The organism is Patulibacter defluvii (assembly GCF_034096925.1).
GTDB lineage: Bacteria > Actinomycetota > Thermoleophilia > Solirubrobacterales > Solirubrobacteraceae > Patulibacter > Patulibacter defluvii.
On sequence record NZ_JAWZSQ010000005.1, the window covers coordinates 82,429 to 103,145 of the forward strand.

Annotated in this window: 18 protein-coding genes; 13 read left to right on the top strand and 5 right to left on the bottom strand. The window is 75.1% G+C overall.

Annotated features, from left to right (window positions below):
- Positions 1-54: 54 nt before the first annotated feature.
- From hisC to SH587_RS07190, 3 genes are all read left to right on the top strand, one after another.
- The gene (hisC, locus tag SH587_RS07180; protein WP_320669904.1) at positions 55-1,155 is read left to right on the top strand and encodes a histidinol-phosphate transaminase; all 1,101 of its coding nucleotides are present in this window, start codon (positions 55-57) and stop codon (positions 1,153-1,155) included.
- A 69-nt stretch (positions 1,156-1,224) separates the two neighbouring features.
- Positions 1,225-1,626, top strand: coding sequence for a DUF4259 domain-containing protein (locus SH587_RS07185; protein WP_320669905.1), 402 nt, complete (start codon positions 1,225-1,227; stop codon positions 1,624-1,626).
- A gap of 55 nt (positions 1,627-1,681) precedes the next feature.
- Positions 1,682-2,635, top strand: a complete 954-nt coding sequence (locus SH587_RS07190) for a hypothetical protein (protein WP_320669906.1) — start codon at positions 1,682-1,684, stop codon at positions 2,633-2,635.
- Here SH587_RS07190 and SH587_RS07195 read toward each other — a convergent pair.
- Positions 2,632-3,636, bottom strand: a complete 1,005-nt coding sequence (locus SH587_RS07195) for a LacI family DNA-binding transcriptional regulator (RefSeq protein ID WP_320669907.1) — start codon at positions 3,634-3,636, stop codon at positions 2,632-2,634. The two genes, SH587_RS07190 and SH587_RS07195, sit on opposite strands and share 4 nt — an antisense overlap.
- Before the next feature lie 144 nt (positions 3,637-3,780).
- Between SH587_RS07195 and SH587_RS07200 the strand changes: the two genes are divergently transcribed.
- Positions 3,781-5,559, top strand: a complete 1,779-nt coding sequence (locus SH587_RS07200; RefSeq protein ID WP_320669908.1) for an amidohydrolase — start codon at positions 3,781-3,783, stop codon at positions 5,557-5,559.
- A 7-nt stretch (positions 5,560-5,566) separates the two neighbouring features.
- Here SH587_RS07200 and SH587_RS07205 read toward each other — a convergent pair whose 3' ends face one another.
- On the bottom strand, positions 5,567-7,204 hold the full coding sequence (locus SH587_RS07205; protein ID WP_320669909.1) for an aminotransferase class I/II-fold pyridoxal phosphate-dependent enzyme: 1,638 nt from the start codon (positions 7,202-7,204) through the stop codon (positions 5,567-5,569).
- Between the two features lie 198 nt (positions 7,205-7,402).
- Between SH587_RS07205 and SH587_RS07210 the strand changes: the two genes are divergently transcribed.
- The 3 genes from SH587_RS07210 to aroA all read left to right on the top strand — a co-directional run bounded on the left by SH587_RS07210 (position 7,403) and on the right by aroA (position 10,200).
- Positions 7,403-7,531 carry a hypothetical protein gene (locus SH587_RS07210; protein ID WP_320669910.1) on the top strand — a complete coding sequence of 43 codons (129 nt, stop codon included), beginning with the start codon at positions 7,403-7,405 and terminating at the stop codon, positions 7,529-7,531.
- 198 nt (positions 7,532-7,729) lie between these two features.
- Positions 7,730-8,767, top strand: coding sequence for a 3-deoxy-7-phosphoheptulonate synthase (gene aroF, locus SH587_RS07215; protein WP_375341738.1), 1,038 nt, complete (start codon positions 7,730-7,732; stop codon positions 8,765-8,767).
- A gap of 125 nt (positions 8,768-8,892) precedes the next feature.
- Entirely contained in the window at positions 8,893-10,200 is a 1,308-nt protein-coding gene (gene aroA / locus SH587_RS07220; RefSeq protein WP_320669912.1) for a 3-phosphoshikimate 1-carboxyvinyltransferase, read from the top strand.
- A 26-nt stretch (positions 10,201-10,226) separates the two neighbouring features.
- Here aroA and SH587_RS07225 read toward each other — a convergent pair whose 3' ends face one another.
- Complete coding sequence (locus SH587_RS07225) at positions 10,227-11,492, bottom strand: MFS transporter (protein ID WP_320669913.1); 1,266 nt, start codon at positions 11,490-11,492, stop codon at positions 10,227-10,229.
- Positions 11,493-11,564: 72 nt separating this feature from the next.
- A complete protein-coding gene (locus tag SH587_RS07230) occupies positions 11,565-12,122 on the bottom strand; it encodes a hypothetical protein (protein ID WP_320669914.1) in 558 nt (185 codons plus the stop codon).
- Positions 12,123-12,285: 163 nt separating this feature from the next.
- On the opposite strand from SH587_RS07230, the gene cmk reads away from it, so the two are divergent.
- From cmk to SH587_RS07255, 5 genes are all read left to right on the top strand, one after another.
- Positions 12,286-12,921, top strand: coding sequence for a (d)CMP kinase (gene cmk / locus SH587_RS07235; protein ID WP_320669915.1), 636 nt, complete (start codon positions 12,286-12,288; stop codon positions 12,919-12,921).
- Positions 12,918-14,318, top strand: a complete 1,401-nt coding sequence (gene der / locus SH587_RS07240; protein ID WP_320669916.1) for a ribosome biogenesis GTPase Der — start codon at positions 12,918-12,920, stop codon at positions 14,316-14,318. The genes cmk and der overlap by 4 nt, the downstream gene beginning before the upstream one ends.
- Before the next feature lie 4 nt (positions 14,319-14,322).
- A complete protein-coding gene (locus tag SH587_RS07245) occupies positions 14,323-15,822 on the top strand; it encodes a hypothetical protein (protein WP_320669917.1) in 1,500 nt (499 codons plus the stop codon).
- Positions 15,819-17,039: a methionine adenosyltransferase gene (gene metK / locus SH587_RS07250; RefSeq protein ID WP_320669918.1), complete on the top strand. Its 1,221-nt coding sequence runs from the start codon at positions 15,819-15,821 to the stop codon at positions 17,037-17,039. Before SH587_RS07245 ends, metK begins: the two co-directional genes overlap by 4 nt.
- Positions 17,040-17,220: 181 nt before the next feature.
- Complete coding sequence (locus tag SH587_RS07255) at positions 17,221-17,868, top strand: pyridoxamine 5'-phosphate oxidase family protein (protein WP_320669919.1); 648 nt, start codon at positions 17,221-17,223, stop codon at positions 17,866-17,868.
- Positions 17,869-17,886: 18 nt separating this feature from the next.
- Here SH587_RS07255 and SH587_RS07260 read toward each other — a convergent pair whose 3' ends face one another.
- Entirely contained in the window at positions 17,887-18,471 is a 585-nt protein-coding gene (locus SH587_RS07260) for a PH domain-containing protein (protein ID WP_320669920.1), read from the bottom strand.
- Positions 18,472-18,560: 89 nt separating this feature from the next.
- On the opposite strand from SH587_RS07260, the gene priA reads away from it, so the two are divergent.
- Positions 18,561-20,657: a replication restart helicase PriA gene (priA, locus tag SH587_RS07265; protein ID WP_320669921.1), complete on the top strand. Its 2,097-nt coding sequence runs from the start codon at positions 18,561-18,563 to the stop codon at positions 20,655-20,657.
- Positions 20,658-20,717 lie beyond the last annotated feature (60 nt).

The window sequence follows — 20,717 nt, forward strand, 5'->3', positions numbered from 1 at the left end:
TCGCGACGGGGCCGCGGGCGGGCGCCGGCCGGGGCGACCTGGCACGATCGGGACGTGCGACTGAAGCTCAACCGCCACGCCGAGCAGATCCCCTACTACCCGGCGGCGGGGGGCTACAGCCTGCCGGACGGGGTCGCCCTGCTGGCCTCCAACGAGTGCCCCGATCCACCGCTGCCGCAGGTCGCCGAGGCCGCCGCCGCGGCGCTGGCGGCGACCAACCGCTACCCGGATCCCTCGTACCTGCCGCTGCGCCAGGCACTGGCCGAGCACAGCGGGGTCGACGCCGAGCGGATCGCGGTCGGCAACGGCTCCTGCGACATCCTGCTGGCGCTCGGCGACGCGCTGCTGGAGCCGGGCGACGAGCTGGTCCACGCCTGGCCCTCGTTCTCGGTCTACCCGCACCTGGAGGCGGCGTCGGGGGCGACCGCCGTGCGGGTTCCGCTCGACGGCGACCACCGCCACGACCTCGACGCGATGGCCGACGTGATCAACGAGCGCACGCGGCTGGTGATCGTCTGCAACCCGAACAACCCGACCTCGACCGGGGTCGGGCTGGACGCGATCCGCGGCTTCCTGGAGCGGGTCCCGGACGACGTGGTGGTGCTGCTCGACGAGGCCTACGTCGAGTTCGCCGAGCAGTACCGGCCGGAGGACTCGATCGCGCTGCTCGACGAGCACCCGCACCTGATCATCCTCCGGACCTTCTCGAAGATCTACGGCCTGGCCGGCCTGCGGGTCGGCTACGGGCTCTGCTCGTCGGCCGAGCTGGTGGCTGCCGTCGCCCGCGTCCGCCAGCCGTTCGTGGTCAGCGTCGCCGCGGCCGCCGCGGCGACCGAGTCGCTGCGCCACCCGGGCGAGATCGGGGCCCGGATCCGCCAGGCCCGCGAGTCGCGCGCGGTCGTGGCCGGCGGGCTCGAGGCGCTGGGGATCGCGGTCGCGGCCTCGGAGGCGAACTTCTGCTGGTTCGACCTGCCGCGGGCCGACGGCGAGGACGCGGGCGAGGTCGAGCAGCGCGTGATCGCCGCCCTCCGCGAGCAGCAGGTGCTGGTGCGGTCGGGCGGGGCGCTCGGGCGGCCGGGGGCGCTGCGGGTCACCTACGGCACGCCGGAGGAGAACCAGCGGTTCCTGGCCGCGCTCGCCGGCGCCCTGGGCTGAGGGCGGCCGGCGGGCGGTAACACGACGTTCGCATCCCAGCCGGCCCCGGGGCCTACCGTCGGAACGACCATGGGCGCCTGGGGAACCGGCATCTTCGACGACGACCTCGCCGCGGACGTCCGCGGCGACTGGGAGGACGCGCTGGCGAGCGGCGACTCGCCCGAGCGCGCCACGACGCGGCTGATCGACGACTACGCCGAGGAGGTCGCCGGCGACCGCGCGATCGCCGCGGCGTTCTGGATCGCGCTGGCCGCGGTCCAGCTCGACGACGACACCCTCGACCCGGACGTGCGCGACCGGGCGATCGCCGCGATCGACAGCGGCGACGACCTGGAGCGCTGGGAGTCCGCCGGCTTCGAGGCGGTCGATCCCGACGAGGACGAGGGCCCGGACGAGCTGGCCGAGCGCCGCCGGGTGACCGCCGAGCTGCGCTCGCGGCTGGTGCGGGCGTCGCTCGCCGACGCGGCCTAGGCGCCGCGTCGGAGGCCGGCTGGCTCACCGGTCCGCGGCCTAGGATGGGCGGCCCGTGCCGTCCCCGCCCCCGACTTCGAGCCCGCCCGACGGCATCGCGATCTCGCCGCCGGGGTCGGTGGCGTGGGACGACCCGGCGACGCGGAGATGGCACGCGCAGCGACGTCGCTGGGGGTGGTGGGGAGGCCTCTGGTGCGCGCTCTTCGCCGCGATCTGGGACTACTCCAGGCCCGAGACGGCGTGGGTGCCCGTCGCGGTGGTGCTCGTGCTGCTGTCCTGGGTGCTCGTCCTGGCGCAGCGGCACCGCACGCTGACCCGCCATCCGTGGGTGCCCTACCTGGTCACGGTGATCGGCGACGGCGCCCGCGACGTCCTTGCCGTCCTCGAGTTGCGGAGCACGCCCGAGGTGCTGCCGCTGCGGCTGGAGCTGCGCCACGGGCCGTGGACCGCGCGGACGTCCGCGGGCCAGCACCTGCTGGTCTGCGGCGACGAGCGGCGGCGGCCGCTGGTCGCGATCGAGGGCGCGGGCCTGATCGCCGTGCCGGCGGCGCCGCTCGGGCGCGCCAGCCCCGGCTGGACCGAGCTGGGCCGGGCCGAGCACGAGGTCTCGGCCGACGTCGCCGCCGCGCTCGAGGCGGCCGCGGCCGGGACGGTGACCGCACGGGTCACGTGGCGGGCGGCGGCCGACCCGGCGCGTCACGCCCGCGGCGTGGTGCCGGAGATCGGCGCCCGGCCGTGGCGGATCGAGGGCCGCGACGACCACGGCCTCCATCGCGCGCTCGACCTGGAGTACCACCAGGGCCGGATCGTGGTCGACACCGCCGTCCCCGCCGACGTCCACGCCGGCGACGCGACCGACCAGCCGGTGGCCTGGGGCGAGGGCGCGCCGCTGCGGCTGCGGATCGCCCGCCTGGCCGCCGCCGACGACTGGGAGACGCGGCTGCCGGTGGCCGGCGAGCACGACCACCTGGTCCCCGCCCGCCGCGGCCGGCGGCGCGATCGCGTCTAGCCCGCGGCGACCGTCGAGCCGCGCACGATCAGGTCGGTCGGGATCGTCGTCCGGCCGCTGGCGCCGCGGTCCTCGATCGCCTCCAGCAGCCGCTCGACGACGGCGATCCCGATCTCGTGGCCGCGGTCGTCGAGGACGGTCAGCGGCGGCGACGAGCGGCGGGCCAGCTCGCTGTCGGAGCAGGTCGCCACCCGCAGGTCGCCCGGCACGGACAGCCCGTGGCGGGGCGCGGCGCGGAGGACCGCCTCGGCCAGCTGGTCGACCGTCCCGTAGACCGCGTCGGGCGCGGCGCCGGAGGCCAGCAGCGCCTCGGCCGCGGCGTCGGCGTCCTCCTGCGACTCCGAGGCGGCCATCTCGATCAGCGGCTCGGTGCCGTGGTCCGCGCACCAGCGGCGGTAGCCCTCGATCGAGTCGCCCTGGAACGAGTCGGGCGGGTCGCAGGCGATCAGCGCCGGCCGCGCAGCACCGGTCGCGGCCAGGTGGTCGAGCACCTCGATCGCCCCGGCCACGAAGTCGTTGTCGACCACCGGGAAGCTGCCGGCGTGGTGGCCCAGCGGCCGGCCGACGGTGACGATCGGGACCGCGCGCGCCGCCAGCTGGTCGATCAGCGGGTCGTGGCTGACCGGGTCGACGACGATCACGCCGTCGACCGGCAGCCGCTCGACGGCCGAGGGCTCGGCGGGCACGACGACCAGCGCGTGGTCGTGCTCGAGCGCCGTCGCGACCGCCGCCCCGACCAGCTGCACGTAGTACTCGACCGCCCCGACGACGGTCGGCATCGGCCGGATCCCCGGCATCGTCAGGGCCAGCACCCGCGAGCGACCGCCGCGCAGCGAGCGGGCGTGGGCGTTGGCCTGGTAGCCGAGCTCCGCGGCCGCCCGCTTGACCCGCTCGCGGGTGGCGTCGGAGAGCCGGCCGGTGTCGCGCATCGCCATCGAGGCGGTGGCCACCGAGACCCCCGCGGCGGCGGCGACGTCCTTGATCGTCGGCCGCGACCGCATCGGATTTGATTGTAGATGGGCCGTTGGTATAACGTTTCACCACGCTGCACACGGGTGCAGGGGGAGAGAGCGGAAGGAGAGCCCATGAGGGGTTCGCGGATCTGGTGTTCCTGTGGCGTCCTCGCGGTCACGGCCGCAGCCGCCGTGCCAACCGCCGCCGGTGCCGTCGCGCCGGCGGACACCGTGCTGCGCAACGGCAGCGTGCTGACCGTCGACGCCCGCGACCGGGTCGCCCAGGCGGTTGCGCTGCGCGACGGGCGGATCGCCTACGTCGGCAGCGACCGCGGCGTCCGGCGCTACGTCGGACGCCGCACGAAGGTCGTCGACCTGCGCGGCCGGACGGCGATGCCGGGCCTGATTGACGGCCACGCCCACCCGCTGGCCGGCGGCGACATCCTCGACGACTGCGACCTCGGCAACGGCGAGGCCACGATCGCCGAGCTGCAGGCCGCGATCCGCGCCTGCGACGCGGCCAGCCCGGCGAAGGACGGCGACGACTGGCTGCAGGTCTCGAACTGGAACCCGGCGGGCGTGAAGCCGGCGGGGACGGTCGTCTCGCGCCGCGACCTCGACGCGATCTCGACCACGCGGCCGATCATCGTCAGCGCCTCCGACGGCCACAACGACTGGGTCAACAGCCGCGCGCTGGAGATCGCCGGGATCAGCGACCAGACCCCGAACCCGCCCGACGGCGAGATCGTCCGCGACCCCGACGGCTCGGCCCGCGGGCTGCTGAAGGACGGCGCCGGCAGCTTGGTCTCGTCGAAGATCCCGGCCAAGAGCCTCGACCAGTCGGTCGCCGACGCCCGCCGCGGCCAGCAGGCGCTGAACGCGGTCGGCGTGACGACCGCCGCCGACGCCTCGGCCGGCGCCTCGACCCTGGCCCCGTTCCAGGCCCTGGCCCGCCGCGGCCAGCTGTCGCTGCGGCTCTCGGCCTTCGTCCGGATCGGCAGCGACCAGTCGCCGGCCGCCGCCTGGAGCTACGCCTCCGGCCTGGCCCGCCGCTACGCCGCGCCCGGCCTGACCGTCCAGGGGGTCAAGTTCTTCCTCGACGGCGTGATCGAGTACCCGGCCCAGACGGCCGCGCTGCTCCAGCCCTACAACGTCCAGCGCGACGGCCGCTGGGTCGCGGGCGAGGACCGCGGCGACCTCTACTTCTCGCGTCCGGCGCTCGCCGGCCTGGTGACGACCTTCGACCGCCACGGCTGGCGGGTCCACATGCACGCGATCGGCGACCGCGCGGTCCGCACCGGCCTCGACGCCGTCGCCGACGCCCGTCGGGCCAACCACTCCAGCCCGCGCAAGCTGAACGCCACGATCGCGCACCTCCAGCTGGTCGATCCGGCCGACTACGGCCGCTTCCGCAAGCTCGGCGTCTTCGCCAGCATGCAGCTGCAGTGGGCCAACCGCGACGTCTGGACCGAGGAGGCCCTGGGGCCGTTCATCGGCTCCGAGCGGCACCGCCGGCTCTACCCGGCGCGGAGCCTGGTGCGGGCGGGCGCGCCCTTCGCCCAGGGCAGCGACTGGCCGGTCGACGCGCTCAACCCGTGGCTGGAGCTGGAGACGGCGAACACCCGCACGATCAACCCGAAGCGCGGCTCGCTGTACCGCAGCCGCCAGTCGATCCCGCTGCGGACCGCGATCCGGGCCCACACGATCGGGTCGGCGACCCAGCTCGGCCTCCAGCGCCGGACCGGCTCGCTCGAGGTCGGCAAGGCGGCCGACGTGATCGTGCTCGACCGCGACCTGCTGCGGGTGCCGGTGACGAAGGTCAGCGAGACCAAGGTCCTGCAGACCTTCCTCGGCGGCCGCAGCGTCTACCGCGACTCGAAGGCCGGCCGGGCGACGGTGCGGCTGGCGGCGAGCCACCACGAGCCGAACGGCCGCGCCCACCAGCACGACCGCGACCGCGAGCACGGCTAGCGGTCGCTCACGCCCCGTCGTCGGTGGCGGCCTCGGCCGCCACCGCGACCGGTGCCGCCGCGGCGGCGGGGGCCGCCGCGTCGTCCGTCCGCACCACCAGCATCGTCCCCAGCGCCGGGTCGGCGGCGCCGTGCAGCCGGACCCCGGCGTCGCGCAGGGTCACCAGGTGGCGGACCGCCTCGTCGGTCACCAGCTCGCCGGGCAGGACGGCCGGGATCCCCGGCGGGTAGCCGCTGATCGCCTCGGCGGCGACCCGGCCGATCGCCTGCTCGGGCGCCACCGCCTCGCGCGCCGACTGGTAGGCGTCGCGGGGGGTCAGCACGGTCTCGCCGGGGACGGCCGGTGCCGGGGTCGTGCGGCGCGGGCGGCCGCTCGGGCGGTTGGTCCGCAGCGCGCGCTTGAGGGCGCTCGGGAACTCGCGCACCAGCGACTCCGGCGCCTGGACGCCGATCACCAGCACCACGGTCGCGTCGGTCGCCAGCTCGACGACGGTGTCGAGCTCGTCGCGCAGCCGCCGCTGGAGGTCGAGCCCGGTGTGGCCGGTCCCGCGGACGTCGATCACCACCCGCAGCGGGTCGTGGGCGACGACGCCGGGGAAGGGCGCGGCCGGGTGCGACGGGCCGACCACCCGGCAGCCGTCGATCGCGCCGATCTCGTGCGAGAGCGCGCGGACGCGGGCGATCGTGACGTCGAGCAGGCCGGCGCCGTGGGCGGCCAGCTGGCGGCGGGCGCCGTCGAGCGACGCCATCAGCAGCGAGCTGGGGCTGGTCGAGCGCATCATCCGCAGCGCCCGGCCGACGTCGTGCTGCACCCGGGCCAGCCGCTCGGGCCCGGCGGCGCCGGGGAAGCTGCCGCTGGCGACGTGCAGGATCGCGCTCTGGGTCAGGCTGCCGCCGTGCTTGTGGGTCGAGGTCAGGACGACGTCGGCCCCCTGCCGCAGGGCGCTCGCCGGCAGGTCCTCGTGGAAGCCGAAGTGCGGGCCCCAGGCGCAGTCGACCAGCAGCAGCATCCCCGCCTCGTGGGCGACCCGGGCGCAGCCGGCGATGTCGGCCACCATCCCGAAGTAGGTGGGGGAGACGAGCGTCACCGCCGCCGCCTGCGGGTGGCGGCGGACCGCCTCGCGCAGCTGCTCGGGCGAGACGACGGTCGCCATCCCCAGGTCGCCGTCGTAGCCGGGGGCGACGAAGCGCGGGGTGCCGCCGCTCAGCACCAGCCCGTCGACGACCGAGCCGTGGCTGTTGCGCTGGACGATGATCTCGGTCCCGGTCGGGGCCAGGGCCAGCATCGTCGCGTGGTTGCCCTGGGTGGCGCCGTTGGTCAGGAACCAGCTGCGACCGGCGCCGTAGGCGTCGGCGGCCAGCAGCTCGGCCTGCTCGATCGGCGTCGGCGGGGCCGGCAGGCCGGGCCAGGCGATCGGCGTCGCGTCGACGCCCGGCATGTCCTGGGGGATGTCGAGCGCGAAGGCGCTGCGGCCGATCTCGCCGACCAGCCCGGGGTCGGCGCCGGGACCGCCAGTGTGCCCGGGCACGAAGTAGCGGCGCGGCCCGCGGCGGGCGAACGCGGCGACCGCCTCCAGGTAGGGCGCGCGCAGCTGGGCGGCGGGATCGTCGAAGGGCGGGCGGAAGGCGTCGGAGCGGTCGGTCATGCGGGGAGGCGGCTCGATCGGGACATGGTCAAGCGACCGAACCAACCTAGCTGGCCGCCGGGCGCCGGCGGGGCCGTGGCGGTCCAAGCGCGGACGGTCCGCTTCGTGCCCCTGCACCAAGCGCCGTCCCACCCCTGTGCCGGAGCGGTCCCACCCCCCTTGCGCCGCGAAGGGGGTGCGCTACGCTGCTCCTACCCGATGGCGACGACCCTCGACAGCGCTCTTGCCGCACCCGCCGCGCTGGCTCCGGTCGTCGTCGCCCTCCCGCAGGTCGACTCGTACGCCTATGCCGACGAGTACGCCTGGCGCACCTGGCGATTTCGCTAGGCGCACGGTCGCCACGCCCTGACGCCGCGCCGACGCGTGCCGTCTCCGGGGGCGTGGAGCCTCGTTCCCGGGAGGCGAACGATCGTGCGTCGGTAGGTGTCCAATCCCACGCCGACGGGACGGCCCTGTCCGTACGTTCGAACCACACGACGGACGCGCCCCGCGCACCGGTCGGGGGCGTCCGCGAGGAGCCACCAGATGATGATCGTGATGAAGCCCGGAGCCAGCGACGAGGAGGTCGCGGCCGTGATCTCCCGCGTCGAGGAGGCGGGCGCCCGCCCGCACGTCAGCGTCGGCGAGGAGGTGACGCTGATCGGCGCGATCGGGATCGACCAGGCCCACATCGAGCAGCTCGAGGAGCTGGTCGCCGAGCCCGGCGTCGAGAAGCTGGTCCCGATCTCGAAGCCGTACAAGCTGGCGTCACGCCAGATCGCCCACGGCGCCGAGTCGACGCTGGAGATCGCCGGTCGCCGGATCGGCGGCGGCGTCTTCGCGACGATCGCCGGTCCCTGCACCGTCGAGTCGCGCGACCAGACGCTCGAGAGCGCCCGGATCATGCAGGACGCCGGGGTCCAGTTCTTCCGCGGCGGCGCCTACAAGCCGCGCACGTCGCCGTACAGCTTCCAGGGGCTCGGCCGCGACGGGCTGAAGATCCTGGCCGAGGCGAAGGCCGAGACCGGCCTGCCGATCGTCACCGAGCTGATGGACGTCCGCGACGTCGAGGCGGTGGCCGAGGTCGCCGACATCATCCAGGTCGGCGCCCGCAACATGCAGAACTACCCGCTGCTGACGGAGATCGGCCGCAGCGGCGTGGCGGCGCTGGTCAAGCGCGGGCTCTCGGCGACGCTCGAGGAGCTGCTGATGGCCGCCGAGTACATCCTCAAGGAGGGCAACCCGAACGTGCTGCTCTGCGAGCGCGGGATCCGGACCTACGAGACGGCCACCCGCTTCACGCTCGACATCGCCGCGATCCCGGTCCTCAAGGAGCAGACCCACCTGCCGGTGGTCGTCGACCCCTCGCACGCCGCCGGGCGCCGCGACCTGGTGCTGCCGCTGTCGATGGCCGCCGCCGCGGCCGGCGCCGACGGGATCATCGTCGAGACCCACCCCGAGCCGGAGAAGGCGATCTGCGACGGTCCCCAGCAGATCCGCGCCAGCGAGTTCGCCGACTACCTGCGGCAGGTCGAGGCGGCGGCCGCGCTGGCCGGGCGGGTGCCGGCTCCCGTGGCGGCGTGAAGCCGGGGTGAACGCGACGTGACGACGGACGTCCAGCGACCGCCGGGGCGGGGGAACGGACGTTCGTCCAGGAGCGTCCGGGGGCGTAAGCACGTCGCCGGACGCTCCGTCAAACTTCCGCTGCCGTGAACGTCCGCTTCGAACCCTCAGGCCCGCTCAAGGGCCGTCTGACCCCGCCCGCCGACAAGTCGATCAGCCACCGTGCGGCGATCGTCGGCGCGATGGCGACCGAGCCGGTCACCATCACCGGCTACCTGCCGGCGGAGGACACGCTCTCGACGCTGGGGGCCGTGCAGACGATCGGCGCGCTGGTCCAGCGCGACGGCGACCGGGTGACCGTCCGCGGCACCGGCCTGCGGGCGGCCGACGCCCACGGCGAGACGATCGACGTCGGCAACGCCGGCACCCTGATGCGGCTGCTGCCCGGCTGGCTCGCCGGGCAGGAGGGGCGCTCGTTCACCTTCGACGGAGACAGCTCGATCCGCAAGCGCCCGGTCGACCGGATCGCCGTGCCGCTGCGGCAGATGGGGGCGGAGATCGCCGCCATCGACGACCGGCTGCCGCCCTTCACCGTCCACGGCCAGCGGCTGCACGGGATCCGCTACGAGCTGCCGGTGGCGTCGGCCCAGGTCAAGAGCTGCGTGCTGCTGGCCGGCATGATCGCCGACGGCGAGACGACGGTCGTCGAGCCGGTCGCCAGCCGCGACCACACCGAGCGGCTGCTCTCGCGGCTCGGGGTGCCGCTCTGGCGGACCGGCGACGCGATCACCGTCGGCCACGTCGACGAGCTGACCGTCGAGGACATCCACGTCCCGGCCGACATCTCCTCGGCCGCCTTCCCGATCGCCGCCGGCGTGCTCGTCAAGGGCTCGCGGCTGCTGCTGGAGGGCGTCGGCGTCAACTGGACCCGGGCCGGCTTCCTCGACGTGCTCGACCGGATGGGCGCGATCGTCGTCGGCGAGCGCGAGCAGCGCCGCGACGGCGAGGTCCCCGGCGACGAGCCGACCGCCGACCTCGACGTCGCCCACGGCCCGCTGAAGGCGACCACGATCGAGGCGGCGGAGGTCCCGCTGCTGATCGACGAGCTGCCGCTGGTGGCGCTGCTCGGCTGCTTCGCCGAGGGCGAGACGGTGGTCCGCGGCGCCGAGGAGCTGAAGCACAAGGAGTCCGACCGGATCGCGACCGTCGTCGACGGCCTCCGGGGCCTCGGGGCGGAGATCGAGGCGACCGACGACGGCTTCGTCGTCCAGGGCAGCGGCGGGATCCGCGGTGGCACGATCGAGGCCCACGGCGACCACCGGCTGGCGATGCTCGGCGCGGTCGCCGGCCTGGCCTCGCGCGAGGGCGTCGAGGTGATCGGGATGGAGGCCGCCGAGGTCTCCTACCCGGCCTTCGGCGAGGACGTCGCGCGGCTCCAGCGGCGCGGCGGCTGAGCGGCGACGGCCGCCGGCGGACGGCCTCAGTCCGCCGCCGCCAGCGTCCGCTCGTCGACCAGCGGATGGGCGCGCTCGTCCTCCCGCAGCCGCAGGCCGAAGAGCACGACCAGCGCCGTCGCCGCGCAGCCGACGCCGGTCGCCACGAAGACCGGCCCGAGCCCGACCAGCTCGCCGGCCGGCCCGGCCAGCGCCATCGAGATCGGCATCAGCGCCAGCGAGACGAACCAGTCGAGGCTGGCGACCCGTCCCTGCAGCCGGGCCGGCACCCGCCGCTGCAGCAGCGTGCCCCAGATCACGCCGCCGCCGGCGTCGCAGAGGCCGACCACGAACGCCACCAGCGCCATCGCCCAGAGCACGTGCAGCCAGCCCATCAGGGCCATCGGCAGCGTGCCCAGGCCCCACAGCAGCAGCATCGCGGTCAGGTAGCGGCGGGGGAAGGGCCGCGACGAGATCAGCACCGCGCCGAGCGCCGAGCCGATCCCGTAGACCGCCAGCACCAGCCCGAACTGCTCCGACCCGCCGCCGGTCTGCTCGCGGACGGCGAACGGCAGCAGCACCTCGATCGGCCCGATCACGAACAGCACCGCCACGCAGGCGAAGAGCAGCGTGCTCCACAGCCACCGCTGGCTGGTCATGTAGCGCCAGCCGGCCCGCATGTCGGCCAGCAGCGACGCGCCGCCGCCGGTGCCGGCCTCGTGCGGCGGCAGCGCGACGGTCCCGATCGCGAGCAGGCAGGCGACCGAGATCGCGTAGGTGCCGCCGTTGGCCAGCATCGCGGTGCCGGGATCGGCGATCCCGACCAGCACGCCGCCGAGCGCCGGCCCCGCCGCCTGCAGCGCCAGCGGCCGGATCACGCCCTCGAGCCCGTTGGCCGCCAGCAGCTCGTCCTCCGGCACCAGCTGCGGCACCAGGGCGGTGAAGGCGGGCACGAAGAACGCCTCGGCGGCGCCGATCGTCAGCGCCCCGAGCGCCATCTGCCAGACCTCCAGCAGGCCGGCGACCGCGAGCGCGCCGAGCGTGACCGTCGCCACCACCCGCACCAGGTCGGCCAGGACCATGATCCGCCGCCGCGAGACCCGGTCGGCGACGACGCCGCCGAGCAGCACGCAGCCGACCAGCCCGACGCTGTAGAGCGTCGCCACCAGCGACAGCTGCAACGGCCCGCCGCCGAGCTCGATCACCTGCCAGGCGACCGCGACCAGCCACAGGCCGTCGCCCAGCAGCGAGACCGCCAGCCCCATCCAGAGCAGGCGGAACCGCCGCCGCCGGAGGGGTCGCAGGGCTCGCACCGTCGCAGTATCGGCGCCACCGGCCCGGCGCGGCGGCCGGGTGGCGGCGGACCGCTCGGGTTCGAGCCCGACCTAGCGGGTCGCCTCGGGCGCGCGGGAGGGGTCGGGGCCGGGACGGATCGTGTAGCTGATCGGCCAGATCGCCCAGATCGCCAGCACCAGGCTCAGCCGCTGGATCCAGCCGAGCAGCGCCGCCGTCCGGTCGCCGTCGGCCACCAGCGCGATCGCCAGCAGCAGCAGGCCGCAGCTGATCGCCCAGGCCAGCGCCGCGCGGGCGAAGACGTGCCACTCGTGGCGGACCCGCTCGGGGCCCGAGCGCGGCACCGGCGTCGGTGCTGGCCCGTCGGCGAAGTGGTGGGCGAAGCGGACGTCGGCCCACCGCACCAGCCCCGGGCCGAAGGCGAGCGAGAAGCCGAGGTAGGCCGCCGCCAGGCCGTGCGGGAACTGGGCCGTCGCCCCGTCGCGCAGGTCGGCCACCGTCGCGCCCAGCAGCAGCAGGTCGCAGACCGGCAGCAGCAGCAGCAGGACGGCGCCGGCCCGCGGCCGCCGCAGCACGTAGCGGAGCGTCAGGCCCCAGGCCAGCAGGACCCAGAAGAGCACCTCGCAGACCGCGATCAGCGTCACCAGCATCGCCTTCCAGGGTGGTGGCCGGCCGCCGCCCCGGCATCGGCCGCGCGGGTGAAGCCCGCCCCGCCGAAGGGAGGACCGCCACCCCTCCCACTCGCGTGGCGGCCGGCCCCCGCACGCCGGGGGTCAGCCGCCACGCGAGCGGGGGCCGTCTATCCTCGCCCCGATGCTCGTCGCGATCGACGGCCCGGTCGGGGCCGGCAAGTCCACCGTCGCGCGGGCCGTCGCCCAGCGCCTCGGGTTCACCTACCTCGACACCGGGGCGATGTACCGTTGCGTGGCGCTGGCGGCGATCGAGGACGAGTCGGCCGACCACGTCCGCGAGGTCGCCGTCCTCCACATCGACTTCGAGGGCGACCGGGTGCTGCTGAACCACAGCGACGTGACCGACGCGATCCGGGCGCCGGAGGTCAGCAGCCGCTCGTCGCAGGTGGCCGCCGACCCGGCGGTCCGCGAGGCGCTGGTCGACCGCCAGCGGAAGCTGACGGCGCGCGGCGACTGGGTCGCCGAGGGCCGCGACATCGGCACCGTGGTGCGGCCCGACGCCGAGCTGAAGGTCTTCCTGACCGCCAGCGACGAGGAGCGCGCTGCCCGCCGCGCCGCCCAGACCGGGCGCCCGCTGGAGCAGGAGCTGGCCGACCTCCGCGAGCGCGACCTCCGCGACCGCACCCGCGAGGCGTCGCCGCTGCGGCAGGCCGACGACGCGGTCGAGGTCGACACCACCGGGCTCGCCTTCGAGGCGGTGGTCGACCGGATCGCGGCGCTGGCGACCGAGGTCCGCGGCGGGGAGGGGGCGGCATGAGGCAGGTCGCGATCGTCGGCTATCCGAACGTCGGCAAGTCGAGCCTGATCAACCGCCTGACCGGTCGCCGCGAGGCGGTCGTCCACGAGCGGCCCGGCGTCACCCGCGACCGCAAGCACATCGCCGCCGAGTGGAACGGCCGCCGCTTCGAGCTGGTCGACACCGGCGGCGTCGACGCGCTCGACCCCGATCCGATGGCGTCGGAGATCCTCAACCAGGTGAAGGCGGCGCTGACGACCGCCGACCTGGTGGTCTTCGTGGTCGACGCCAAGGCCGGCGTGCGGCCCGGCGACGAGGAGCTGGCCGACCTGCTGCGGCGCTGGCGCGGCCCGGTGATCGTCGCCGCCAACAAGATCGACGTCGGCAAGGACATCCCGCTGGCGGCCGAGTTCTACGCGCTCGGGCTCGGCGATCCGATCGCCGTCTCCGCCGCCCAGGGCCTCGGCACCGGCGACCTGCTCGACGAGGTCGTGGCCCAGCTGCCCGCGGGCGACAGCGATCCCGAGGACGCCGACACCCTGCGGCTGACGATCATCGGCCGACCGAACGCCGGCAAGTCGACGCTCTTCAACCGGCTGGTCGGCGACGAGCGAGTGATCGTCTCCGACGTGGCGGGGACCACCCGCGACGCGATCGACCTGCCGATCGAGATCGACGGCCGGCGGGTGGTGATCGTCGACACCGCCGGGATGCGGCGGCAGGCGAAGGTCACCGAGTCGGTCGAGTACTACACGGTCCTCCGCTCGCAGCAGGCGGTCGAGCGGGCCGACGTGGCGATCGTCGTCTGCGACGCGGCCGACGGCGTCACCAGCCAGGACTTCCGGGTCGCCGAGCTGGCGATGAAGGCCGGCTGCGCGACCCTGCTGGTGCTCAACAAGTGGGACGAGCACAACCTGACCGACGACGAGCTGGCGCACGAGCGGGCCAAGGTCCAGCAGAAGCTGCGGCTGCGGCCGCGGGTGCTGACGGCGAGCGCCAAGACCGGCCGCAACGTCCAGCGGGTGATCAGCGAGGCGCTGGCCCTCGGCGACAAGCGCAAGGGCCGGATCCCGACCAGCCAGCTGAACCGCTTCCTGGCCGAGACGGTCGAGCGCAAGCAGCCGCCGGCCGTCCGCGGCCACCGGCTGAAGATGCTCTACATCAGCCAGGTCGGCGAGCAGCCGCCGCGGTTCGCGATCTCGATCAACGACCGCAACCGAGTCGTCCGCGACTACGCCTACTACATCGAGAACCGGCTGCGGGCCCGCTTCGGGCTCGACGGGATCCCGGTGATCATCGACTTCAACGAGCGCAACACGCGCCGCGGCGAGGTCGGCTCGCCGTCCCGCGCCGCCGACGATCGGGTCGACGACGACGGCTGGGACGGCGACGGCGACGGCTGGGGCGCGGACGACTAGCGCGATGGCGGCCCGGGGGTTCGCGCGCCGCCGGGGGCCGCTGCTCGTCCTGCTCGCCGCGCTGGCGGCGGCGGTCGTGCTGGCGCTCCGCGGCTGCGGCGACGACCCGCCGCCGGCCGCGACTCCCTCGCTCTCGCTGGTGCCGGCCGACGCGCTGGTCGCGATCCACGTCTCGACCGACCGCGAGCGGCCGGCGGTGGCCACGATCGAGCGGCGGCTGCGGGCGTTCCCCGGCTGGACCGCGCTCCGCGACCGGCTGCTGCGGGGGCTCTCGGCGCCCGGCTGCGACCGGCCGGTCGAGCGCGTCGCCGGCCGCGAGGCGACGCTGGCGATCGTGCCGACCGGGAGCCAGCAGGCGGCGTCGCTGATCCTGGTCGACACCGGTCGCGCGCACCGCCGCGCGGCGCCGGTCCGCTGCGGTCCGAGCGAGGCCCGCTACCTGGGCCGCTACCTGGTGGTGACCACGCCGGCGGTGATGGACCGCGTCCGGCGGCTGCACGAGCGCCACCGGGCGGGCGCGCCCGACCGCTCGCTGGCAGCGCTGCCGCTGCACCGGCGGCTGGTCGGCGGGCTGCCGCGCGACCGGGTCGCCGACGTCTGGCTGTCGGTCGCCGGGGTCCGGCGGGTGCTGGCCCCGCGGGCGGGGCTGCTAGGGGCGCTGGCGGTGCTGCTCGACCGGCCGTCGCTGCAGGGCGTGGCGCTGTCGCTGGGGCCGCGGGCCGACGGCGCGCGGGTCGTCGTGCGCTCGCGCGGGGCGGCGGCAGGGAGCGGGACCGCGGCCGCCGCGCCGGGCCGGGCGACGGCGCCGGCGGGCGCGATCGGGACGGTCCTGACCGGCGATCCGCTGGGGGCGGTCCAGCGGCTGCTGGCGGTGACCGGCGACCAGCGGGCGCTGGGAGAGCTGCGGCGCTGGAGCACGGTCGCCGGCCAGGTCGACGCCGCCACCGGCGGGCGCTGGCGACACGACCTGGTCGACGCGATCCGCGGGCCCTCGGAGCTGGTGCTGCTGCCGTCGGGCGGGCGCAGCGGGACAGCGATGGCGCTGGCGCTGCCGGTGACCGACGGCGCGCGGGCCGGGGCGGCGCTGCGGCTGGTCGCGCGCCGCGGGGCCGCCGGCGGTCGGGTGGTGCGGGGATCGATCGGCGGGCGGCTGGCCTGGAGCGGGCGGCTGGCGGGCGGCACCCGGCTCGGCTACCTGGTCGACGGCAACCGCGTGATCGCGTTCACCAGCCGGGCGGCGGCCGCGGCGCTGCTGACGGATGGTCCCCGGATCGACGCCGGCGAGGGCTGGCGGCGGACGATCGCCGGCGCCCGGAAACCCGGGATGTCGATAGGGTTTCTCGACTTCTCGCAGCTGCTGCGGACCGCGGAACGCACCGGCCTGGCGGGCCTGCCCGAGTACCGGGCGGCGAGGGCCGACCTCGCACGGGTCCGCGCGGTCGGTATGGTCTCGCGGGCCACGGGCGGCGAGACGACCGCCGAGATCGACCTCTGGATTCCATGACCCAGTACGCCGACAACGAGTACCTGTTCACTTCGGAGTCCGTCTCCGAGGGCCATCCCGACAAGGTCGCTGACCAGATCTCGGATGGGGTCCTGGACGCGGTGCTCGCCAACGATTCCAACCCCGAGAAGGCCCGTGTGGCCTGCGAGGTGCTGGTCAACACCGGGCTGGTCGTGGTCTCGGGCGAGATCCGGACCGATGCCTATATCGATGTGCAGCAGGTCGCGCGGGACACGATCAAGAAGATCGGCTACACCCATGGTGATCTGGGGTTCTCGTTCGATTCGTGTGCGGTGCTGAACGCGATCGATCCGCAGTCGGCGGACATCGCGCAGGGTGTCGATGACGCCAGTGAGCACAAGGGCGGCAGCGCGGACGAGTTCGATCTCGAGGGCGCCGGCGATCAGGGGATCATCTTCGGCTACGCGACCAACGAGACGCCGGAGTACATGCCGGTCGCGATCCAGAACGCCCACCGCCTGGCCGAGCGGCTCGCCGCCGTGCGCAAGGCCGGCGAGCTGGACTACCTGCGTCCGGACTCCAAGACCCAGGTGTCGGTGCGCTACCGCGACGGTCGGCCGGTCTCGATCGACAAGCTGTTGATCTCGACCCAGCACTCCGAGGACGTGCTGGACCAGGGCCAGATCAAGGCGGATCTGTGGGAGAAGGTCGTCAAGCCGACCCTCCCCGCGGAGCTGTACGACGAGAACGCGCTGCTGGGCGAGTTCCTCGTCAACCCGACGGGCCGGTTCGTGATCGGCGGCCCCGTCGGTGATACGGGGTTGACGGGTCGCAAGATCATCGTCGATACCTACGGTGGTGCGGCGCGTCATGGTGGTGGTGCGTTCTCGGGCAAGGATTCCTCGAAGGTCGATCGCTCCGCGGCCTATGCGACCAGGTGGGTGGCCAAGAACGTCGTCGCGGCCGGTCTGGCGGATCGGGCGGAGATCCAGGTCTCGTACGCGATCGGGGTGGCGCAGCCGATCTCGATCTTGGTCGAGACGTTCGGGACGGAGAAGCTGGAGCACGCCAAGATCGAGCAGGCGGTGCGGTCGGTGTTCGATCTGCGGCCGTTGGCGTATCGGCGGCATCTGAATCTGTTCCGGCCGATCTTCCAGAAGACGGCGGCGTACGGCCACTTCGGTCGCGAGGACGCGGACTTCACCTGGGAGAAGCTCGACAAGGTCGACGCCCTGCGCGAGGCCGCCGGCCTCTAGCTCGTCCGGCGCGAGCCGCGAACTTCGAGGGGCGTCCTACGGGGCGCCCCTTCGTCGTTTCGGGACTCACCGGAGATGCGCGCTGGGCCACGATCGACGGCCTCGACTGCGACGTCCGGCTGCTCGCGGCCTGACCCGTCCCGCCGGCGACGGCCTGTCGCTCTGATAGACCGGACGGACGATGAACGAGCCCGAGCGCGACCCCGACGACCAACGGATCCGGACGGTCGAGGAGCTGACCGCGATCGTCGGCGAGCCGCTGCCGCGGGTCCGCGACAAGGTCCGCCGGCGGCTCCACGAGCTCGACCGGCAGTGGCTGGCGGCGTCGCCCTTCTGCCTGGTGGCGACGGCGGACGCCGACGGCCGTTGCGACGTCTCACCGAAGGGCGACCCGCCCGGCGATTTGGTCCACGTGCTCGACGACGCCACGATCGCGCTCGCCGAGCGGCCCGGCAACCGCCGCGCCGACGGCTTCCGCAACATCCTCGAGAACCCGCACGTGGGGCTGCTGTTCCTGCTCCCCGGCCGCGGCGACACGCTGCGGATCAACGGCCGCGCGCGGCTGCTGCGCGACGCGCCGTGGTTCGACCAGCTGGTGGTGAAGGGCCACCGGCCGCGGCTGGCGCTGGTGGTCGAGATCGAGGAGGTCCTCCACCACTGCGCCAAGGCCTTCCTGCGCGCCGGCGTCTGGCAGCCGGAGCAGTGGCCCGCCGCCGACGCGGTGCCGTCGCGGGCCCGGATCGCCCAGGCGCTGGAGCGGCCCGACGAGCCGCTGGAGGAGCTGGAGCGCTACTACGGCCCCGACTACGCCCGCCGGCTCTACGGCTGAGGCGCGACCGGCCGCGCCTCAGCGGTCGTCGGCCGGTCGCTCGTCGTCGTAGCGGCGCTCGTAGCCGTCGCCCCGCTGCTCGTAGCGGCTGCGGACGCTGGCGTCGGCCTCCGCCTCGGCGACCGCGGCCTTGCGGCGCTCGTCCTCGAGCGCGGCCCGCTGGGCGTTGTCGACCAGCCGCACCAGGCCCTGGGGCCGCGGCACGCCCTCCATCCGGAAGCGCGAGCCGTCGTCGCCGGCGGTGTCGTAGTCGACGGTGCCGATCATCAGCAGCCGCTGGGCGACCGTCTGGTTGACCGTCACGTTCTGGATCCGGTCGAGCCGCGTCTCCTGCAGCTCCTTGCTGATCAGGCCCTCGCGGACGTGGATCCGGTGGGTGGTGATCACGTACTTCGTGCGCGACCGCTCGAGCCACAGGAAGACCACCACGGCGATCACGACGCCGATCCCGACCAGGATCCCGATCCAGTCCGGGTCGACGGCCAGGAAGACGATCGCGCCGACGAGGATCCCGGCCACGACCGCGCCCAGGTGGAGCGTGAACTGGCTGCGCCAGGAGGGGCTCTCGGCGTAGAGGACGCGCTCGTCGGCGTGCAGATCCATGGCGCGACGATACCCGCTGGGGCGGCGGCCCACGGGGCCGTCTCGCCCGCCCAGCCGCGCCGCGCCGCCGGTCCTGCGACGATCGGGCGGTGCCAGCCGTCGTCCGCGTGGAGCCGCTCGTCACGGCCCGCGCGGTGCGGGGTCCGTTCGACTACCGCCGGACCGACGGCTGCGACGTCGGCAGCGTCGTCGAGGTGCCCTTCGGTCGCCAGCGGCTGCGGGGGGTCGTGGTCGAGCTGGCCGAGCGGTCGGAGCACCGGCTGAAGGAACCGACGGCGATCCTCGACGTCTCGCTGCCGCCCGACCTGGTGCGGCTGGCCCGCTGGATGGCCGACGACGTCGTCTCGACCCCGGCCCGCTGCCTGGAGCTGCTGCTGCCGCCCGAGGGCGTCGGCGAGCGGACCCGGCTGTGGGCCGAGCGCGCGGGAGAGGCCGCCAGCGCCGACCCCGACGGCAACCGCGACGAGCGCTACGCCGGGATCCGCCTGACCGCCAACCAGCGGGCGCTGCTCGACCGGCTGCCGGGCTGGACCGGCGACGACCTGCCCGCCCTGCGACGGCTGGAGGGCCGCGGGCTGGTGACGATCGAGCGGCGCGCCGACGGCCGCCGCCCCGACCACGTCGCGCTCGGCGCCGCCGCCGGCGCCCCGTCCCTCAACCCCGACCAGCTGCTGGCCGTCCAGCGGCTGGAGGACGCGCTCCGCGACCCGAGCGCCGGCGAGGACCGCTTCCTGCTCCACGGCGTCACCGGATCCGGCAAGACCGAGGTCTACCTGCAGGCCGCCGCCCGTGCCCTGGCCACCGGCCGCACCGCGCTGGTGCTGGTGCCGGAGATCGCCCTCACGCCGCAGACCGTCGCCCGCTTCCGCTCGCGGCTGGGCGAGACCGTCGCCGTCCTCCACTCCGGCCTCTCGAAGGGCGAGCGGCGCGACGAGTGGTGGCGGCTGCGCCGCGGCGAGGCGCGGATCTGCGTCGGACCGATGTCGGCCGTCTTCGCGCCGGTGCCCGACCTCGGCCTGGTGATCGTCGACGAGGAGCACGACCCGGCCTACAAGCAGGACGGCGATCCCCGCTACGACGCCCGCCGGGTGGCCGCCTGGCGGGCCCGCGAGAGCGGGGCGGTGCTGGTGGTCGGCTCCGCCACCCCGCGACCCGAGTCGTGGGCCGCCCTGCGCCGGATCGCGCTGCCGCGGCGGGCCGACGGCGGGGCGTTGCCGGCCGTCCGCCTGATCGACGTCCGCGGCAACCGCAACGTCCTCGACCGCCATGTCCACCAGGCCCTGACCGACGCCCGCAAGGCGATCGTGCTGCTGAACCGGCGCGGCTGGGCGACCTGGCTGGAGTGCGCCGACTGCGGCCACACCTGGGAGTGCCCGAACTGCGACGTCTCGCTGGTGCTGCACCGCGGCGGCGACGTCCTCCGCTGCCACCACTGCGGCCACGTCGAGCACCCGCCGCGCCAGTGCCCCGCCTGCGGGTCGGTCTCGGTCGGCCAGCACGGGCTCGGGACCGAGCAGCTGGCCGACCACCTGCCGGGCCACGTCTTCCGGCTCGACGCCGACGTCCGCGACCGCTCCGGGGTCCTGCAGCGGTTCCAGGAGGCCGACCACGGGATCCTCGTCGGCACCCAGATGATCGCCAAGGGCCACGACTTCCCGGACGTCGAGCTGGGGGTGGTGGTCGACGCCGACGCGACCCTCCGCTTCCCCGACTTCCGCAGCCAGGAGCGGACCTTCCAGCTCGTCGCCCAGCTGGCCGGGCGGGCCGGCCGCGGCGGCGGACCGTCGGGGACGCCGGCGACCGTCCTCGTCCAGACCCGCTCGCCCGACGACCGCGCGCTGCGCCACGCCGCCCGCCACGACGCCCACGGCTTCCTGGTCGAGGAGCTGGAGCGGCGCCGGCAGCTCGACTACCCGCCCTTCTCGACCATCGTGCGGGTGATGTGCGAGCACGAGGACGAGCAGCGCGTCCAGGCCGCCGCCAGCGTCCTCCGCGAGCGGATGCCCGAGGGCACGATGGGCCCGGTCCCGATCTTCCGCCGCCAGGGCCGCTTCCGCCGCCAGCTGCTGCTGAAGGCCCCGCGGCGGGCACCGGCGGTGGCGGCGGTGCGGGCCGCGGTCAACAGCATCGTCGGCGCCCCCGCCGCCCGCGGCCTGGTGCTGGCGGTCGAGGTCGACCCGCGGTAGGGGTCGGGCCCCCGTCGACCAGCGCCGCCGCGCCACGGCCCCGACCGTCCGCCCCCGCTA

Bases quoted from the DNA above. Each gene is read 5' to 3' on its own strand.
- SH587_RS07260 (WP_320669920.1), bottom strand. From the start codon at position 18,471: ATGGATCTGCACGCCGACGAGCGCGTCCTCTACGCCGAGAGCCCCTCC.
- SH587_RS07210 (WP_320669910.1), top strand. From the start codon at position 7,403: ATGGCGACGACCCTCGACAGCGCTCTTGCCGCACCCGCCGCGCTGGCT.
- SH587_RS07245 (WP_320669917.1), top strand. From the start codon at position 14,323: ATGGCGGCCCGGGGGTTCGCGCGCCGCCGGGGGCCGCTGCTCGTCCTG.
- cmk (WP_320669915.1), top strand. From the start codon at position 12,286: ATGCTCGTCGCGATCGACGGCCCGGTCGGGGCCGGCAAGTCCACCGTC.
- SH587_RS07195 (WP_320669907.1), bottom strand. From the start codon at position 3,636: ATGCGGTCGCGGCCGACGATCAAGGACGTCGCCGCCGCCGCGGGGGTC.
- SH587_RS07230 (WP_320669914.1), bottom strand. From the start codon at position 12,122: ATGCTGGTGACGCTGATCGCGGTCTGCGAGGTGCTCTTCTGGGTCCTG.
- SH587_RS07255 (WP_320669919.1), top strand. From the start codon at position 17,221: ATGAACGAGCCCGAGCGCGACCCCGACGACCAACGGATCCGGACGGTC.
- der (WP_320669916.1), top strand. From the start codon at position 12,918: ATGAGGCAGGTCGCGATCGTCGGCTATCCGAACGTCGGCAAGTCGAGC.
- aroF (WP_375341738.1), top strand. From the start codon at position 7,730: ATGATGATCGTGATGAAGCCCGGAGCCAGCGACGAGGAGGTCGCGGCC.
- SH587_RS07205 (WP_320669909.1), bottom strand. From the start codon at position 7,204: ATGACCGACCGCTCCGACGCCTTCCGCCCGCCCTTCGACGATCCCGCC.
- metK (WP_320669918.1), top strand. From the start codon at position 15,819: ATGACCCAGTACGCCGACAACGAGTACCTGTTCACTTCGGAGTCCGTC.
- SH587_RS07185 (WP_320669905.1), top strand. From the start codon at position 1,225: ATGGGCGCCTGGGGAACCGGCATCTTCGACGACGACCTCGCCGCGGAC.